The sequence below is a fragment of the Rathayibacter sp. VKM Ac-2879 genome, from assembly GCF_015351245.1.
Taxonomy (GTDB): Bacteria; Actinomycetota; Actinomycetes; order Actinomycetales; family Microbacteriaceae; genus Rathayibacter.
Map to the genome: position 1 here is coordinate 160,625 of NZ_JADKSO010000004.1, position 16,955 is coordinate 177,579.

Below are 16,955 nucleotides of genomic sequence, written 5' to 3' on the forward strand. Positions count from 1 at the left end.
GCGGCAGGGTCCGACCCTGCCGCCGTCAGTGCCGCTGCGCCGCGCCCGCCGTCTCGAACCGGTCCAGCCGCACGACCGAGACGTCGACGACTCGCCGCGCCTCCTGCCGGAACGCCGCAGCGGCGACCAGGTCGCCCGCGGTCCCGCGCGCCTCCAGTACCGCGGCGATGCCGAGCTGGTGCGCGGCGACCCACACCCGCGACCGCGAGCGCGCGACGGCGGTGAGGCCCGAGAGGAAGAGGCGCTCGGCGTCGTCGAGATCGCCCGCGGCCGACGCGAGCCGCGCGAGGTGGAAGGCCACCGGGCCCGCGTCGCTGCGGTAGCCGTGCCCGGCCGTCACCAGGGCGAAGGGTTGCAGCCGCTCCCGCATCGAGCCGATCAGGTCCTGGTCGCCGGCCTCGGCCGCCACGATCGCGAGCGCTGCCGCGTCGTGCAGGGTCGCGTCGTCTTGCGCCAGCGGCACTCCGAGGGTGAGCAGCATCCGCAAGCGCGAGCGTGCGGCCGAGCGCCGCCCGGCGAGGAGGTCGGCGAGCGCGGCGTCGGCGTCCGGGACGGTCGAAGGATCCCCGCTGGGGCCGGCGACGCTGGCCGACCACGACGCCGGATCGCGGAAGCCGAGCCAGCGGGCGACGAGGCGTTGCCGCCCGGTCAGGTCGCCGCCGAGAGCTCCCTGCTCGCGGCTCCCAGGGAGCGGCACGGACCCGAGGGCAGCCCTGCCCCCGGTCGAGCGGACCAGGCCGCGCTCGACCGTCAGGTGAGCGAACCGCTCGGATTCCGGGTGGGCGTCGAGCGCTGCCGTCCAGGCCTCGTCGAACTCCGCCGTCTCCTCAGGGCAGCGTCGGATCATCGCCGCCGAGAGACCGTGGTGGGCGGCGAGCAGGGCCGCATCGCGGTCGCCGGCGCGCGAGGCGAGAACGGCGAGCCCGCGCGCCAACTCCACGCGCTCCTCGCCCTCCAGCGGGTGGCAGCGCTCGTCGGCCGCCGCCCGGTGGGCGCGGATGGCGCGAGCGAGCAGCGCTGGGTCGCCCGCGCTGCCGCCCTCCCGGAGATGCCGGACGAGGAAGTGGCCGAGCGGCCGGGCGGTGTTCTCGTCGTCGAAGACTCGCGAGTCGATCCCCGCGAGCTGCTCCAGCAGCTGCTCGCCGGTGGACCGGGCGTCCTCTCGCCCGTCCGGATCGACGGAGAGATCCTCGATCAAACGGGTGGCGGCCGAGAGGGCGACGCCCACGTCTCCTCGCCGAAGCCCGACCAGCGCGGCCTCGAGGAGGTGGCCTCGCCCGCCTGCTGCTCCGGCCCGGAGCTCGTCGGTCCCGAGGGCCGCGAGGGCCCTGGTGCGCAGGTCGGCGTCGTCGAAGGGCACGAGCTCGAGCGCATCGCTTCGTAGGCGCACGGCCTCGCCGACGTCTCCGGATGCTCCTGCCAGGTCGGCGGCCCGCCACAGCGCCTCGATCGAGGCGCTGTCGAAGCGCGGAGCCGCGATCGAGAGGGCGACCAGGCGCTGCCCCGCGCTCGAGTCCGCGAGCTCCTCTTGTTCCCGCAGCTCGTCGGCGAGACGGCGGTGGATCCGGACGCGCTCGGTCTTGGCGAGGTCGGCGTAGAGGGCGTCGCAGACGGCGCCGTGCACGAAGCGGTACTCTTCCGGGCGGCGCGCCTCGGGCGCCGCGGAGACGGTGGGCTCGTCCGGGCTGATCAGCTCGTGCCGCACCAGCTCCTCCACCGCTGCGGCCGCCTCGTCGCCGTCGAGTCCGACGGCGCGTCCGATGACCTCCACGTCGAACACCGGCCCCGAGACCGCTGCCGCGCGGAGGAACCGGGTCGCCGCGGGGCACAGCCCGATCATCCTGATCCGCGTGTAGTCGCGGAGGCCGCCGACGAGCGTCGAGACGAGGTCGGGGCGCGAGGGGTCGGCTTCGACGAGTCGGGCCAACAGGTACGGGTTGCCACCGGACGCCGTCAGAAGCCGGCCCAGCTGCTCGGCATCCTCCTGGGCGGCCGCGGGCAGCGTCGACACGAAGTCGTGGGCGTCGACGACGTCGAAGCGTGGCAGGTCGATGCGTCGCGCGGTACCGGCGCGCTCGAGGTCGTGCAGCATCCGCAGGGTCCCGGAGTCCAGGCGCGAGGAGTCGGCCGTGGCGACGACGCAGATGGTCGGTGCCTGCTCCGCGACCGCCTGCGAGAGGAGCAGCGACCGCACGACGTCGAGCGTCGCGGGGTCGGCCTGATCGAGGTCATCGACGACAAGCAGTAGCGGCTCGCCCTGCGCGTAGGCGTGCAGCGCGCGGACGAGCGGGGCGGCCTCCCTCGCTGCCGCCGCGGGCTCGACGACCTCCCTGACCTCAGACGGGAGCGACGCCAGTCGGTCGCCCAGCGCCCGCCCGACGGCCGAGCGGCCCTCCTCGCCGCGTCCGAAGCAGGTCAGTGCCCGACCGCCCGAGGCGACCACCCGGTGGGCGAACTCGTCCACCGTGCTGGTCTTCCCCAGGCCGAGTTCGCCGGTCACGATGGCCATCGCCGGTCGGCCGGGCGCCGCCTCCGCCCGGACCGACTGCAGCTCGTCGAGCGCGCTCTCGCGTCCCACGAAGGCCCGGCGCGGCGGTGCCGAGTCGGGAGGCGACGATGCGGGGGAGGGTGGGGACGAGGCGGCACCGCGCTCCGACGCCGGGAGCGGCCTGTCGTCTCCGGCGGAGAGGAGGCCGTGGTAGAGCTCCTCGCTCTCGGGGGACGGGTCGATGCCGAGCTCGTCGCTGAGCATGGTCCGCAGCCGCGCGTAGGTGAGCAGCGCCTCCCCGTGGTTGCCGGAGTCGGCCTGCGCCTGCATGAGCGTCCGGTAGCCGCTCTCGCGCAGGGGAGCGCGCTCGACCAGGGCCCGGGAGGCGACGAGCGCGGTCGGCGGGTCCGCGACCGCGAGGGCGGCGCGGGCGAGCACGTCGTAGGCCTCCACGAGAGTGTCGCCGAGGTAGCGCCGCACGCCGTCGGCCCACTCCGAGTCGTGATCCGGGAGGAACCCGGCGTCGAGCACCTCGACTGCCGCGCGCGCCAGCGTCCTGGCCTCGTCCGGTCGGCCGTCGCCGAGGGCATCCCCCGCGCGCGCGGCGCTCTCGACCGCCTCCTCGACATCGATGTGCACGGTCGAGGGGAGGCGCAGGAGATAGCGACCGCCGATCGACTCGAGAGCCACGCCGGGGCCGAGGTCCTCGACCAGGCGGCGCACGCGCGTGACGACGCTCCGCAGAGCGGAGGCCCACGTGTCCGGGAGCGCCTCCGGCCAGATCGTCTCGGCGAGCTCGCGACGACTGGTACCGGAACGCCTCCGCTCGAGCACGAGTCTGGCCGCGGCGATGCGGGCCTGCGAGCTGTTCAGGCGGCGCGAGGTCCCGTCGGCCGCGACGGCGCCGACCTCGCCGAGGAGCTGCACGCGAGCCGGAGCAGGGGCTGCGTCGGTATCGCCGCTCGCGGGGGAGGCCGTCTCGGCGGCCACTACCGCGCCGCGGGGACCCGGCGCGAGCGGCGCACTCCCCGACGCGCGAGGAGAGCCGCGGCGAAGCAGGCGGTCGCGGCGCTCGAGAGCATGGCCCGGACCGTGTTGCCGGCGGTCCACTCCGAGGCGAGGGCCGCCCAGGGCGCGGCAGAGGTTGCGGAGGACGCGTCGAGCTGCGCGATCGCCGTATTGCGGGGCACGTGGTAGACCACGGTCAGCACGAACCCGGCAAGGTAAAGACAGCTGCCGGCGACGGCGATGGCGGAACGCTCGCCGCGGGGGGCGCGCGCCTGGTGCACGAGCGTCGCGACGCTCAGCGCCGCCGCACCGAAGAAGCAGAGCATGAACGGCGCCTGCTCGGCGCCGCGGTTGAACTCCTGCATCCGCGCCAGGCCCTCGGCGGGAGCAGACGCGGCGAGCGCGGGCATGGCCGAGACCGAGAAGTACGTGTATACGGCGGCGGTGACGCCGGATGTGACGACGGCGGCACCGGAGAGCAGGCGTGACGTGAGCATGAGAGTCCTTCTCATCGAACGGATGGTCGCATCTATACCAGCCGACGAAGACCTGCACGTGAATTCTGCATCCACTCAGATTCATACGAGAACGTCTCCGCTGTGGACCCACTCTCCGACTTCCTCGACGGGCCTCGCGCCCGCAACGCGTTCCTCCTCCGTGTCGTCATGAGCTCCCCGTGGGCCATTGACGTCTCGGACGGAGCCCCGCTCACGCTCGTCGCCGTCCTCAGCGGACACAGCTGGGTGGTCCCCGAGAGCGCGCCCGCCGTGCAGCTGCGCCGTGGCGACGTGTTCGTCGTGGGCGGCGACGCCCCGTACCTGCTCGCCTCCGAGCTCGGGTTGCCGCCGACCGTGCACATCGGCACGGGGCAGGCGTGCTCCGGGCCCGATGGGCGCGACCTCTCGACCGAGCTCTCGACCGGCGTGCGCACCTGGGGCAACGACGTCGACGGCGAGGACCAGCTGCTGGTCGGCACGTTCCGCAGCGCCGGGGAGGTGGGGCGCATCCTCCTCGGCGCTCTGCCGCCCACCTTCGTGGTACGCGCCGACGACAACCCCATGGTGGCGGCGCTCGCCGAGGAGGTGGCCCGCGACGGCATCGCCCAGGGCACGATCCTCGATCGCCTCCTCGACCTGGTGCTGATCCAGGCCGTCCGTTCCTGGTCCGAGATCGCTCGAGAGGCGCGACCCGACTGGTTGAGCGGGAACCGCGATCCCGTGGTGAAGGAGGCGCTCATGCTGCTGCACGAGAACCCGGGGCGGAGTTGGACCACCGAGTCGCTCGCCGGCAGCGTCGCCGTCTCGCGCGCCTCCCTCGCCCGCCGGTTCCACGCGATCGTCGGGCAGCCGCCGATGGCGTACCTCACGCAGTGGCGTCTCGCCCTCGCCGCCGATCTGCTGCTCGACCCGCAGCTGACCCTCTCGGCCATCTCGGAGCGGGTCGGCTACGGCAGCCCCTTCAGCTTCAGCACGGCCTTCAAGAAGCACTACGGCGTGAGCCCGCAGGGCTACCGCACCGGCTGAGCCGGCCGTCGCGCAGGGGGTGCAAGCTCTCCGCGCCTCCTCGCGCTCGCGACCCGGTTGCGCCGGTCTTGCGCGCACCCCGTTGCATCGTCCTCGTCACTGATCGACGGCACGGAGGACGAGGACCATGACTGCAGGCACCGCGACGGACACGAGCGTCAGCCCGGCACAGGAGGACGCGGTCGGGAACGGGGCAGAGGCGGCGCTGTCGACCGCCTCGGTGACCGCTCTGGCCGCGAAACTCGCCGCCACTCGGCGCCGGGTCGGCTCCCTCGAGTCCACCCCGCACCGCCGCAACAGCTTCCTGCCGTACGTCCCGGTCGCGGGGACGCCCTTCGTCGACGTCGAGGGCGAGCGCCTGCTGATGATGTCGGGCTACAGCTACCTCGGCCTCGCCGGCGACCCCCGCCTCGCCGCCGCCGTCACGAGGGCCGTCGACACGTACGGCACCGGCGCCCACGGAGTGCGCGCCCTCGCCGGCAGCACTCCGCTGCACCAGGAGCTCGAAGACGAGGTGGCACGTTTCACCGAGCGCGAGGCCTCGCTCGTGTTCAGCTCGGGCTACGCGGCGAACGTGGGCACGATCGGCGCCCTCTGCGGCCCCGGCGACCACGTCTTCGTCGACAAGCTCGACCACGCCAGCATCGTCGACGGCTGCCAGCTGAGCGGCGCGACGGTCACCCGCTTCCGCCACAACGACCCGGAGCACCTGGAGGCGCGACTCCTCGCAGCGCCGACCGGAGGCATCCGCCTGGTCGTCGTCGACAGCGTGTACTCGATGGACGGCGACATCGCGCCGCTGCCGGCGCTGCGCGAGGTCTGCGACCGCCACGGCGCCCTGCTGATGGTCGACGAGGCACACGCTCTCGGTGTGATCGGCGCGACGGGGCGCGGGATCGAGGAGCACTTCGACCGGACCGTGCGTGTGGACGTCAAGCTCGGCACGCTCTCGAAGGGCATCCCCTCGATGGGCGGCTGGGTCTCCGGCTCGCCCGAGCTGATCTACCACCTGCGCTACGCCGCGCGGCCGTTCCTGTTCTCGGCGGCGCTGGCTCCGGCGCAGACGGCGGCCGCCCTCGAGGCGGTCCGTGTTCTGGGCGAGGAGCCGTGGCGCGTGACCCGCATCCAGACGGAGTCGAAGCGGTTCCGTGCGGCGATGACCGCCTCCGGCGCGAACGTCGGCGACAGCGTGACCGCCATCGTCCCGCTGATCATCGGCACCGACCTTCAGGCCTACGACTTCGCCACGGCCTGCCGCGAGGAGGGGGTCGTGGGACTGCCGGTGGTCACGCCGGCGGTGCCGAGCGGGCTCGCCCGCCTCCGCATCGCGATCACCGCCGCGCACTCGCCGGCTCACATCGACACGGCCATCGCCGCCTTCCGCGCGGCGGCGGAGCGCCAGGAGACCGTGGTCGCCGGGAGTGGGTCGTGACCGGGCGCGAGAGTGTCGTCATCACCGGCATCGGTCTGCTCACCCCCGCGGGCGACACCGTCGAGGCGGTCTGGGACGCCCTGCTCCTCGGCCGGTCGATGGCCCGCACCCTCGACCGGTTCGACGCCTCGGCGCACCCCGTGTCGATCGGCTGTCAGGTCGACGCCCGCCGCACGCCGAAAGGAGCCTCCGAGAAGCAGCTGCGTCGACTCGACCCGTTCGCGCGTTACGGCCTCACCGCCGCGCTGGATGCGGTCGCCGACGCGGGCGCGCCCCGCGTCGATCCGCAGCGCACGACGATCGTGGTCGGCAATGCGGTCGGCGGCCGCACGACGAGCGACTCCGAGAGCATCGCCTACGCGACCCGCGGCACGGAGGCGGTCAGCCCGCTGATGCCCGTCGTCACCATGCCCAACGCGGCTGCGGTCGCCGTCTCGATGGCGCTGGGCTCCACGGGTCCCGCGCTGACCCTGGCGACGACTTGCGCGAGCGGTGCCGACGCGATCGGCACCGGCGTCACCCTGCTCCGCTCCGGCAGCACCGATCTCGTGATCGCCGGCGGGTGCGAGGCGACCCTCAGCCCGGTGACGCTCGCCGCTTTCGCCCGCCTCGGCGCTCTGTCGACCCGCTCGGGCGATCCAGCGCTCGCCAGTCGGCCCTTCGACGCCGACCGCGATGGCTTCGTGATGGGAGAGGGGGCTGCGTTCGTCGTCCTCGAGCGCGAGTCCGACGCCAAGGCCCGCGGCGCCCGGATCCACGGGGAGGTGCTGGGCTACGCGGCGGGCTCCGACGCCCACCACCTCTCGATGCCGCACCCCGAGGGTGACGGCGCGTTGCGGGTGATGAGCGCGGCGCTCCGCGACGCGGGCATCGACTCCGCCGACATCGGCCACGTCAACGCGCACGGCACCTCGACCCGTCTCAACGACGCCGTCGAGGCGCGGGCGCTCGGGAGGCTCTTCGGCCGGTACGTGCCTCCGGTCACGGCCGTCAAGGGCGTCACCGGCCACCTGCTCGGCGCCTCAGGGGCGCTGGAAGCGGTGGTCGCGATGCTCGCGGCGCGGCGCGGACTGGTGCCGCCGGTCGCGAACCACGACCGCACGGACCCCGCGATCGCCCTCGATGTCGTGGCCGGCGTACCCCGCGAGGTCCGGCCCGCACCCGCCCTGAGCACGTCGTTCGGTTTCGGCGGCCACAACGCAGCGCTCGTCGTGGCCTGAGCACACCCCGCCGACCGACCCCTCGAAAGGACCACGATGACGATCCCCACAGCATCGCCCGCTACCGCGCTCCGCGGTCTGCTCCGCTCCGCGCTCGGCAGGCCGTCGCGCACCGACGCGCTGAACCCGGTCACGGCGTTCCTCGCCCTCCACCCGGCGCTGACCGAGTACCTCGGCGCTGTCGCCGGCCACATCGACGTCGTCGTCCACCTCGGCCAGGAGCTGCGCCTTCTCCGTCCCGAGCTGCTCGACGGCGATGCGCCGACCTCGGTGCGCTGTCGTCTGCGTGAGGTCCGCTCCGACGCCCGGGGCGCGGTGGTGACCGTCGACAGCGTCCTGCTCTCCGAGGCCGGCGACGAGATCGCCTTCGGAGTCTCGACCGTGCTCCTCGGCGGAGTCGATCCTGAGGCTCTCCGGACGCACCTGGACGGCGCCGGGCAGCGAGTGCCCGCCCCTGCCGCCCGCCCTCGGGCCGGTGCGCCTGTCGTGTCGGCGACGGTCCCGGTCTCGGCGGCGTTCAGCGCTCTGTACGCCGGGGTCTCGGGCGACGACAACCCCCTCCACCTCGACGCCCGTGCGGCGCGCGGTGCCGGGTTCGACGGACCGATCGCGCACGGCATGAGCGTCGTCGCCCTCGCGCTCGAGGTCGCGGCCGACGCGGTGCTGGACGGTGACCTGTCCCGCATCCGGTCGGTCGGCGTCCGCTTCTCGGCGCCCGTGCTCTGCGGCTCAGAGCTCGCCGTCGACGTGGTCCCCGCCGAAGACCCGTCCGTGCTCGTCCTGCGGGCGCGCACTCCAGGGGGGCCCGCCCTCAAGGCGGCCTGGATCGGCATCGCGCCCGCGCTTGAGCGGAGCGGGGCGTGAGCGGGCTGGTCGCCGAGCGGTTCGCGCCCACCCGGCTCTCCGCCGCATCCCCGCTCGTCGCGGCGATCCTCGGGCACGCGGAATCGCGTCCGGACGCCGTCGCGCTGCAGTGCGGCGACGAGACCCTGAGCTACTCCGAGCTCGCGACCCTCGCCCACGAGCTCGCCGCGAGCCTGCCCGACGACGACGTGCTCGCAGTCCTCGCCCACAAAACAGCGCGGACCGTCGCGTTCGCGCTCGGCGCCCTCGCCGCCCGCCGCTCCGTCCTTCTGCTCGCGCCGACGATGCCGGAGGACCGCTCGGCCGCGGTCGTCGCCGCCGCGGACATCCGGATCCTGGTCGACCCGCGCCCCGGCGGCCCCGTCGCCGTCCGGCCGCACGCCGTCCCCCGACACAGCGGCCGGCGTCACGGCGACGGATCCGCCGCGCCCCGGCTCCTGCTCACCACGTCGGGGACCACCGGTGTCCCCAAGGTGGTGTCGATCCCGCTCGACGCGGTCGAGCGCTTCGGTGCGTGGGCGAGGAGCGAGTTCTCGCTCTCGTCTGCGAGCACCGTGCTCAACCTCGCGCCGCTCAACTTCGATCTGACGCTGCTCGAGGTCTGGGCGACCCTCGCCTCGGGTGGCCGGGCGGTTCTGGTGCCGCCGGAGCGCGCCGTTCGCGGCGGTCACGTGCTCGACCTGATCGAGCAGGGTGCGGTCGACCTCGTGCAGGCGGTGCCGACCTTCTACCGGCTCATGCTCGAGAGCGCCACCGCGCACGGGCGCACCCTCCCCTCGGTCTCGACCCTCGTCTTCACCGGGGACCGGGTCGACGCGGACCTGCTCGGCGGGCTCCGCATCCTCTTCCCAGCAGCGCGGATGCTGAACGTCTACGGCATGACGGAGACGAACGACAGCTTCGCTCACGAGGTCGGAGCACAGGAGGGCACCGGGGCCCTGCCGATCGGGATGGAGCTGCCCGGCGTCGCGGTCCGCGTCCGCGCCGAGGACGGCACGCTCTCCGACCACGGAACAGGCGAGCTCCTCGTGAGCACGCCGTTCCAGGCGGAGGGCTACCTCGACCGGACGGCGTCCGCCGAGCGCTTCGTCACCCTCGACGGCGGTGACGGGCGGGTCTTCGTCCGCACCGGAGACCTGGTCGACCGCCGGCCCGGCGAGCCGACGCGGCTGCTCGGGCGCCTGGACCGGCGCGTCAAGATCCGTGGCCTCGCTGTCGATCTCGCGGAGATCGAGCGGATCCTCGAGACACATCCGCTCGTCGGCGCCGCCGTGGCCGTGGCCGAGCCGGACCCGATCGCCGGCCACAGGCTGGCCGCGGTCGTGCAGCGCGCGTTCCCGTCCGACCTCGACCTGCTGGAGCTGCGCTCCTTCGCGGCGATGCGTCTCGCGAGCGGTAGCGCCCCGAGCGAGTTCCACGTCACCGACGCCCCCTTCCCTCTGACCATCACCGGCAAGACCGACCGATCCCGTGCGCTCTCCCAGGCGCGCGGCCATCTCGAAAGGGACGACCATGAGCAGCACTGACACCACCACGCCCACCCTCTCCGCCGCAGAGGCGGCCCTGGACCCCGACGAGGTCGTCCAGGCTCTGCGGGTCTACCTCGTGGAGGAGTTCCTCCCGGGTACCGCGCCCGAGCGGGTCGGCACCGACCTCGACCTGATGAACAGCGGAGTCATCGACAGCCTCGGCCTCCTCAAGCTGATCGCCTGGATCGAGAGCCGCTTCGAGGTCGGAGTCGATGACACCGACCTCGACCCGGAGAACTTCCGCAGCCTCACCGCGATCGCCGGCTTCGTCTCCCGCGCGCGCTCCGACGGGCGATGACCTCCTCGAGGCTCGTCCGCCTCCTCGACGAGGGGCGGTGCGTCCCGCTCGAGGAGTGGACCGCGTTTTGGACCCGCGTCGAGGACCGCGCCGGCGATCCCGGAGAGCTCGTCGCCGTGCTGACCGCCGCCTCGCGCGCGCTGCCCCGCGACGAGACACTCGTCGCGTTGGTGCGCTCTCTCGCTCCGGCCGCGGTGCCGGCTCCCGTCCCCGCTGTCGACATCGTCGGGATCGGCGGAGGCCCCTCCACCATGAACCTCTCGACGGCCGCCGCCTTCGCCGCCGCCGCCGCTGGGGCCAGCGTGCTGAAGTCGGGCTCGCGGGCCTACACGTCCTCGCTCGGCTCCACCGATCTGCTCGGCCGTCTCGGCCTGCGCGCCGACGCGGACGCCGAGCAGGGCGAGCGGTACCGCCGTCGCGACGGCCTCGCCTTCCCCGGACGGCACGCCCATCCGGTCGAGCTGGTGCGCCTGGCGCGCCGGATCGTCCCGGTCGGCCTGCGCGAGTTCGGCGGTCTCCTCAACGTCATCGGGCCGTTCCTCTCCCGCACCCCGGTCTCCGCCGTGGTCGTCGGTCGGTCGGACCGTGCGGGGGAGCGGACCCTCCGTGCTCTCGCCGGTGCCCGACCGGAGCGGTCGCACTGGATCTGCTCGAGTGCGGTCGGTGCGGACGAGCTGATCAGCGTGAGCCCCAGCCGGCTCGTGCGGCCCGACGGTCGGGTCGAGCGGATCGAGCCCGGCTCCCTCGTCTCCGGCTCCGGATCGATGGCCGAGCTGCGCGCGGTCGCTCCGGAGGCGGCGGCCGAGCACTTCTCGCGGGCTCTGTCCGGCCGGCTCGGTACGGCGGTCACCGAGACGATCACTCTCAACGCCGCGGTCGTCCTGCTCGCCGGCGGAGTGGAGTCGGAGCTGCCCGCCGCCGTCGACCGCGTGCGGTCGGGCCTGGAGTCGGGTGCGGCCGCGGGCCTCCTCGAGCGTCTGCGCTCCGAGGCGCGGGAAGGGGCGGCCCTCCATGCCTGAGCGGACGCTGCTCCCCGCCCGTCCGTTTTTCTCGGAGCGCAGCAGGTCGACCGGTCTCGCACTGTTCCTGAACGCGGGCGACCCCGCCGACGACGAGCTCGTCGAGCTCGCCATCGCGATGGACGAGGCCGGTGTCGACTGCCTCGAGTTGGCGGTCCCGTTCCCCGACTCGGTGACCGACGGCCCGGTGATCCGCGCGAGCGCCGAGCGGGCCCTCGCCGCCGGAACCGACCTCGCCGCCACTCTGCGGCTGGTCACCCGGATCCGCGAGCGCACCGAGCGCCTGCGCGTCGCCCTCCTCGTCGACTGGAGCCACTCCCTCCGCGGTCGAGACCTCGCTTCGAGCCTGCGGGACGTCCGGGCGTCGGGCGCCGACGCGGTGCTCGTGCACGGCCTGCCGCCCGTGCTGCGGCAGGAGTACCTCGCCGCGGCGGGCGGCGTGGGGCTGCCGGTGGTGACCACCTGCTACCACGGCACGTCGTCGCCCGAGACGATCGCCGCCGCCGGGAGGGACGCGACCGCCTACGTCTACCTCGTCGCCCGTTACGGCCGCAGCGGGACCCCCTCCGACGACTCCTTCGCCGCCCTCGCTGGGACCGTCGCCGAGCTGCGTCGCAGCACCTCGGCTCCGATCGCGGTCGGGTTCGGCGTGGCCACGGCCGACGACGTCCGGCAGCTGGCCGGGCTCGGCGTCGACGCGGCCATCGTCGGCACGGCCGGCGTCCGCGCCCTCCGATCCGGGTGCGACGGCCCCGTCGCCGCGTTTCGCTCGTTCCTCACCGGCCTCCTGCCGGCCACCCGCTGACCCCCGCACTACCCACCGCATCTCGGAAGGAAGCAGCCATGCTGATTAGGAAGCGCACCGACGTCCCCACCGTCGAATGGGGCAACGGCACGAGCGACCGCCTCGTCAACGAGGCCGACGGGCTCGGCTTCGCCGTCGCCCACACCGTCGTCGCCGCGGGAACCCGCTCGCGGCTGCAGTACCGCCGGCACATCGAGGCGTGCTACTGCCTTTCCGGCTCGGGCTCCGTCGTGGAGGCCGACGGGACGGTCCACGAGATCGTCCCCGGCACCCTCTACGCCCTCGACCTGCATGACCCGCACGAACTACGGGCCTCCGAGGACGAAGACCTCCACCTTGTCTCGATCTTCAACCCGCCGATCACGGGCACCGAGCGCCACCGGCTCGACCCGTCCGGCTACTCCCAGTACTGAGCGGACGCTCCTATGACGATCCTCGACACCCCAGCCCTCGCGACCGCCGACCTCATCGCGGAGCGCCTTGCGGCGGCCTTCGACCCCTCACATGCGCGCCCCGCCGACGAGACCGTCTTCGACCGTGCGGGGTGGGACCGCCTCCGCACGACGGGGATCCTCGGTGCCCCCTTCGACCCGGTCGTCGGCGGGGCCGGCCTGAGCTACCGTGAGTCCCTCCCGCTGCTGGAGGCGCTCGGCCGCCTCAACCACGACGCGGGCCTCTCGTTCGCGGCCGTCACCACGATGGCCAGCACCGCGGTCGCCCTCTCACGCTTCGGCTCGGCCGAGCACCGCGGGAGCATCTTGCCGGAGGTGGTCGGCGGGCGGCTCTTGGCTGCGCACGCCATCACGGAGGAGGGAAGCGGCTCGGACGCGCTGGGCATGGCGACCCGCGCGGTGCGCGACGGCGACGGATTCGTCCTCGACGGAGCGAAGACCTTCGTCACGAACGGCGGCCTCGCGGACGTCTACGTGGTCTACGCCCGGACGTCGGAGGTGCCTGGGCCGTTGGGCATCACCGCCTTCCTCGTGCCCGCGGGAACCCCCGGCTTCACCGTCGGACGCCGTCTCCCGACGCTCGGGCTCTCGGGCAGTCCGCTCGCGGAGCTCTCCTTCGAGGGTTGCCGGCTGCAGGCCTCGAGCGTGGTCGGCCGGGTCGGTGGCGGGTTCCTCGTGCTCGATCACGTGATGGAGCGCGAGATCCTGTTCTCCTTCGCCGTCAATGTCGGCGAGATGGTCCGCCGCGAGGCGCGTGTCGTCCAGTGGTGCCGCGAACGGGTCCAGTACGGCCGGACGATCGGCTCGAACCAGGCGATCTCCCACAAGGTGGTCGACATGCGGATCGCCTCCGACACGGCTCGGATGTGGCTGCAGGCGGCGGCCGACCGCCTCGACGCTGGTGTCTCGGCGACCACCGAGATCTCGATCGCCAAGCTCGTGACCAGCCGCGCCACTCTGCAGTCGAGTCTCGACGCGCTGCAGATCTTCGGCGGTCGCGGCTACCTGACCGAGCACGGGATCGAGCGCGACCTGCGCGACTCCGTGGCCGGACCCATCTACTCAGGCACGAACGAGATCCAGTACAACCGGGTCGCGGCAATGATCGGCCTGCGTTGAGGAGCGCGCGCGTGGTCAAAGTGTGCGGAGTCGTGGCCGCAGCCGAGCTGAGCCTGCTCGCGGCCGCCGGCGCGACCGACGCGGGTGTGTGGTGGGGGGTGCCCGGCTCGCCCCGCTCCCTCTCAGTGCCGCAGCTGGCCGCGGTCGCGCGCGACCGGTCCCCGATCCGCCGAGCGCTGGTCACCTTCTCCTCCGACGCCGACGGGATCGCACTCGCGGCTGCCGCGCTGGAGGCCGACTGGATCCAGCTGCACGCGTTCCAGCGGCCCTCCGTCGTCGACGAGCTGCGTCGGAGGCTCGCCGACTCCGGCCGCGCCTGTCGCGTCGTGAAGGTGCTGCACCTCGACGGCGGGGTCCTCCTGGAGGCGCCGTTCCTCGGCGCGTACGGACGCGCGGGGGCTGACGGCTACCTGGTCGACACCGTCGCGGGCGGCAGGATCGGCAGCACCGGGGTCCGAGCCGACGCCGGTGTGCTCCGACGAGCGGTGGAGCGGCTCGACCGGCCGTTCCTCGTCGCGGGGGGCCTCGGCGCCCGCGACGCCGACCGCGTCGCGGACCTGGCTGCGAGCGAGCACTGGCAGGGGATCGACGTCGACGGCTCGGCGCGCGGCGTCCACGGCGCCCTCGATGCGGTGGCCGTGGCGGCCCTGGTCGACGCGTGGGCCCCGCAGCTCGGGCGCCGCGCGGTGCCCGCGTGAGCGTGTCGCCGTTCGTCGCGGCCGTCCTCGCCTCGGAGGTGCGTCTGATCATGGAGATCAAGCGTCGCTCCGCCGCCGGAGTCGATCTGACCGCCGGCCGGACTACCGCCGAGCTCGTCCGGCTCTACGAGGACGCCGGCGCGCCGTGCCTCTCCGTGGTCACCGGGCGCTGGTTCGGCGGCGACCCCGCGATGCTCGAGGACGTTCTGCGCTCCACGAGCCGCCCCGTCCTGCAGAAGGACTTCTTCACCAGGCGGGCGCAGCTGGATCGCGCCGCAGCGGCCGGAGTCTCGGCGGTGCTGGTGACCGCGCAGCTCCTCCGGCGCGAGAGCCTCGAGGCCCTCGTCGAGCACGCGCTCGAGATCGGGCTCACCCCTTTCGTCGAGGTGGTCTCGGCGGCGGAGGTCGCTGTGGTGCCCTGCACGCACGCGTGCGTGATCGCGGTGAACAACAAGGACATCCGCGACCAGGAACGCGGGAGCGCCCGTCTGGAGCGGAGCCTCGAGCTCGTCGACCGGGTCGTCGCCACCGGCACGCCCCTGCCTGTCAGCGCGAGCGGAGTCGAGTCGCTCGAGGACGTCGAACGGCTCCTCGGCGCCGGGTATCGCGGGCTGCTCGTCGGCAGCTCGCTCCTCGCCGGGTCGCTCGCGAGCACCTTGCCTGTCGGGCCCCGGACCGCGCGATGACCGGCCTGCCTGTCGTCCTGCTGGCGCCGCCCGCGGGCGGGTCTGCGCTGTTCCGTCGCCGTTGGTCCGTCGACCTCGAGGGCCGGGCGTTCGTGCGGATGCCGCCGCGCCCGCGTGGTCCTGGCGCGACGCTCCTTACTGCCGCACAGGCGCTGGCGTTCGCCGCACCGAGGGGCGGCCGGTGGATGCTGGCGGGCCACAGCCTCGGCGCGCTCGTCGCCTTCGAGGCCGTCCGCCTCCTCGAGGCCGCGGGAGATCCGCTGCCCGACCGCTTGCTCGTGATGGGGAGCCGTCCGCCCTGCTCCGAGACGGGCCGCTCCTTCGCTCCCGTCGTCGATCTCGAGGATGACGCCTTCCTGTCCGCACTGGTCGCGATGGGCGCTGTCGACGCGTCGCTGCCCGAGAACCCCCTGCGACGGCTCTTCCTCCCGGGTCTGCGCGCCGATCTGCGGCTGCTCGTCGGCCACCGGCCGGTGCACGGCGCAGCCGTTTCCGTCCCGCTGGAGGCGTGGCACGGCACGTCCGACCGCCTCGCCCCGCCGGCCGCGGGCGCGGGCTGGTCGGCCTGCACGAGCGACTCCTTCGCCCTGCGGGTCGTCGAGGGCGGCCACTTCTTCCCGATCGAGCAGTCGGCCGCAGTGACCGCGGCACTCGGTCGCCCCGGGTGGACAGCGACGGCACCCTTTCGGGGCTCCACGAGCGAAACTCGGCTCTTGTAGGCTGAGAGCGCGAGTGCTGAGGGGTGCTCGCGTTCACGATCGGAGCCGCCACCGTGATCCCTCGTCCGACGCTCACGAATCCCGCCAGCGTGCCGCTCGGCGCCGGAGTCCGCGCCGTCCGGCTCCGCGGCGCGGAAGGGGTCTCGGCCGTGCGTCGCTCGCTCGACCTCGCGATCGAGCAGGTGCACGGCTTCAGGATGGATCTGCAGATCGCCTCGATCGAGCGGGTCCGCGTGATGCTCGTCTCGTCGACCCCGTTCTCGACGCGCTGGCCGGGGCCCGGCTTCGAGAGCGGTGCGTCGACGTTCGCGCTGCCGGTCGCGGGCTCGCTGACGATGCGAGCGGGTCTCGAGCGCGTGACCGTCGCTCGGGGAGGGCTCGTGCTCTCCTCCGACGAGCCCGTCGTCGTGGAGGCCGAGCAGGCGGTGCGCTTCCTCGTTCTCTGCACGCGCCCTTCGCCGAGCGAGCGCGCGCGACGGCTGGAGGCGACGGATCCGGATCCCGTGCGAGTCGGCGCCTCCCGCGCGCTGCCCGCGAGCTCGTTGACGGCCGCCGCCCTGGCCCTGCTGCACGGCGTCCTCGCCGAGCTCGACATCGAGCACCCCACCCAGGCCGACTATCTCCACGGCATGGTGCTGCGCCTCGCGCGCCTGCTCTGGGCCGACGGCCACGACTCCTCTACCGAGAAGGTCGGCGTGCGCGAGATGGTCGAGGCGGCCGAGGAGGTCGTGCGCGCCGATGCCGCCGACCCGGCGCTCGACCCTCCCGGGGTCGCCCTGCGCTGCGGAGTGCGGCTGCGCACACTTCAACGCGCGATCGCGGAGGAACGCGGGACGACCCTCCGCGACCTGATCATCGCCGTGCGCACCGAGGAGGCGCTCCGTCTCGTGCGCGCGCCGGGCGGAGGCGAGCTGCCGCTGCGCGACATCGCCGACCGTTCGGGGTTCTCCTCCCCCGAGCGGCTACGGCGCGCGATCGCCGCGCACACGGGGCTCTCGCCGAGCGAGTACCGCCGCAGGCGGCGGGGCGACGGGCGCGCCACCGGCTGAGGGCGGCGGCGCCCCTCGCGCAAGTCCCTGTGCCCCTCTCGGCGCC

At 73.8% G+C, this 16,955-nt stretch carries 16 protein-coding genes; 14 read left to right on the top strand and 2 right to left on the bottom strand.

Going from position 1 to position 16,955, the window contains the following annotated elements:
• Window positions 1–25 precede the first annotated feature (25 nt).
• Together ITJ45_RS11595 and ITJ45_RS11600 are read right to left on the bottom strand one after the other, a co-directional pair.
• Window positions 26–3,478 (bottom strand): BTAD domain-containing putative transcriptional regulator, encoded by a 3,453-nt coding sequence (locus ITJ45_RS11595; protein ID WP_194610191.1) that lies wholly within the window; start codon window positions 3,476–3,478, stop codon window positions 26–28.
• Window positions 3,478–3,993, bottom strand: coding sequence for a DUF1772 domain-containing protein (locus ITJ45_RS11600; RefSeq protein WP_194610189.1), 516 nt, complete (start codon window positions 3,991–3,993; stop codon window positions 3,478–3,480). Before ITJ45_RS11600 ends, ITJ45_RS11595 begins: the two co-directional genes overlap by 1 nt.
• A gap of 102 nt (window positions 3,994–4,095) precedes the next feature.
• On the opposite strand from ITJ45_RS11600, the gene ITJ45_RS14345 reads away from it, so the two are divergent.
• The 14 genes from ITJ45_RS14345 (at window position 4,096) to ITJ45_RS14350 (ending at window position 16,909) form a co-directional block, all read left to right on the top strand.
• Window positions 4,096–5,019: an AraC family transcriptional regulator gene (locus ITJ45_RS14345; protein ID WP_194610187.1), complete on the top strand. Its 924-nt coding sequence runs from the start codon at window positions 4,096–4,098 to the stop codon at window positions 5,017–5,019.
• 127 nt (window positions 5,020–5,146) lie between these two features.
• Window positions 5,147–6,451, top strand: a complete 1,305-nt coding sequence (locus ITJ45_RS11610) for an aminotransferase class I/II-fold pyridoxal phosphate-dependent enzyme (RefSeq protein WP_194610185.1) — start codon at window positions 5,147–5,149, stop codon at window positions 6,449–6,451.
• Window positions 6,448–7,671: a beta-ketoacyl-[acyl-carrier-protein] synthase family protein gene (locus ITJ45_RS11615; protein ID WP_194610183.1), complete on the top strand. Its 1,224-nt coding sequence runs from the start codon at window positions 6,448–6,450 to the stop codon at window positions 7,669–7,671. Before ITJ45_RS11610 ends, ITJ45_RS11615 begins: the two co-directional genes overlap by 4 nt.
• A 36-nt stretch (window positions 7,672–7,707) precedes the next feature.
• Complete coding sequence (locus tag ITJ45_RS11620) at window positions 7,708–8,535, top strand: MaoC family dehydratase (protein WP_228493880.1); 828 nt, start codon at window positions 7,708–7,710, stop codon at window positions 8,533–8,535.
• Window positions 8,532–10,061, top strand: a complete 1,530-nt coding sequence (locus ITJ45_RS11625) for an AMP-binding protein (RefSeq protein ID WP_194610181.1) — start codon at window positions 8,532–8,534, stop codon at window positions 10,059–10,061. The genes ITJ45_RS11620 and ITJ45_RS11625 overlap by 4 nt, the downstream gene beginning before the upstream one ends.
• Window positions 10,048–10,362, top strand: coding sequence for an acyl carrier protein (locus tag ITJ45_RS11630; RefSeq protein ID WP_194610179.1), 315 nt, complete (start codon window positions 10,048–10,050; stop codon window positions 10,360–10,362). The genes ITJ45_RS11625 and ITJ45_RS11630 overlap by 14 nt, the downstream gene beginning before the upstream one ends.
• Entirely contained in the window at window positions 10,359–11,381 is a 1,023-nt protein-coding gene (locus ITJ45_RS11635; RefSeq protein ID WP_194610177.1) for a hypothetical protein, read from the top strand. The genes ITJ45_RS11630 and ITJ45_RS11635 overlap by 4 nt, the downstream gene beginning before the upstream one ends.
• Window positions 11,374–12,186, top strand: coding sequence for a tryptophan synthase subunit alpha (trpA, locus tag ITJ45_RS11640; protein WP_194610175.1), 813 nt, complete (start codon window positions 11,374–11,376; stop codon window positions 12,184–12,186). Before ITJ45_RS11635 ends, trpA begins: the two co-directional genes overlap by 8 nt.
• Before the next feature lie 38 nt (window positions 12,187–12,224).
• Window positions 12,225–12,599 carry an ectoine synthase gene (locus ITJ45_RS11645; RefSeq protein ID WP_194610173.1) on the top strand — a complete coding sequence of 125 codons (375 nt, stop codon included), beginning with the start codon at window positions 12,225–12,227 and terminating at the stop codon, window positions 12,597–12,599.
• Window positions 12,600–12,611: 12 nt separating this feature from the next.
• Entirely contained in the window at window positions 12,612–13,757 is a 1,146-nt protein-coding gene (locus ITJ45_RS11650) for an acyl-CoA dehydrogenase family protein (RefSeq protein ID WP_194610172.1), read from the top strand.
• An 11-nt stretch (window positions 13,758–13,768) separates the two neighbouring features.
• Window positions 13,769–14,455, top strand: a complete 687-nt coding sequence (locus ITJ45_RS11655) for an N-(5'-phosphoribosyl)anthranilate isomerase (RefSeq protein WP_194610170.1) — start codon at window positions 13,769–13,771, stop codon at window positions 14,453–14,455.
• On the top strand, window positions 14,452–15,141 hold the full coding sequence (locus tag ITJ45_RS11660; protein ID WP_323743008.1) for a hypothetical protein: 690 nt from the start codon (window positions 14,452–14,454) through the stop codon (window positions 15,139–15,141). The genes ITJ45_RS11655 and ITJ45_RS11660 overlap by 4 nt, the downstream gene beginning before the upstream one ends.
• Window positions 15,138–15,860 (top strand): thioesterase II family protein, encoded by a 723-nt coding sequence (locus tag ITJ45_RS11665; RefSeq protein ID WP_194610168.1) that lies wholly within the window; start codon window positions 15,138–15,140, stop codon window positions 15,858–15,860. The genes ITJ45_RS11660 and ITJ45_RS11665 overlap by 4 nt, the downstream gene beginning before the upstream one ends.
• A 23-nt stretch (window positions 15,861–15,883) precedes the next feature.
• Window positions 15,884–16,909: a helix-turn-helix transcriptional regulator gene (locus tag ITJ45_RS14350; RefSeq protein ID WP_194610166.1), complete on the top strand. Its 1,026-nt coding sequence runs from the start codon at window positions 15,884–15,886 to the stop codon at window positions 16,907–16,909.
• Window positions 16,910–16,955: the final 46 nt, after the last annotated feature.

Excerpts from the sequence above, each read along its gene's own strand:
- ITJ45_RS11665 (WP_194610168.1), top strand. The coding sequence starts at position 15,138 with ATGACCGGCCTGCCTGTCGTCCTGCTGGCGCCGCCCGCGGGCGGGTCT.
- ITJ45_RS11610 (WP_194610185.1), top strand. The coding sequence starts at position 5,147 with ATGACTGCAGGCACCGCGACGGACACGAGCGTCAGCCCGGCACAGGAG.
- ITJ45_RS11650 (WP_194610172.1), top strand. The coding sequence starts at position 12,612 with ATGACGATCCTCGACACCCCAGCCCTCGCGACCGCCGACCTCATCGCG.
- ITJ45_RS11630 (WP_194610179.1), top strand. The coding sequence starts at position 10,048 with ATGAGCAGCACTGACACCACCACGCCCACCCTCTCCGCCGCAGAGGCG.
- ITJ45_RS11600 (WP_194610189.1), bottom strand. The coding sequence starts at position 3,993 with ATGCTCACGTCACGCCTGCTCTCCGGTGCCGCCGTCGTCACATCCGGC.
- ITJ45_RS11645 (WP_194610173.1), top strand. The coding sequence starts at position 12,225 with ATGCTGATTAGGAAGCGCACCGACGTCCCCACCGTCGAATGGGGCAAC.
- trpA (WP_194610175.1), top strand. The coding sequence starts at position 11,374 with ATGCCTGAGCGGACGCTGCTCCCCGCCCGTCCGTTTTTCTCGGAGCGC.
- ITJ45_RS11635 (WP_194610177.1), top strand. The coding sequence starts at position 10,359 with ATGACCTCCTCGAGGCTCGTCCGCCTCCTCGACGAGGGGCGGTGCGTC.
- ITJ45_RS11620 (WP_228493880.1), top strand. The coding sequence starts at position 7,708 with ATGACGATCCCCACAGCATCGCCCGCTACCGCGCTCCGCGGTCTGCTC.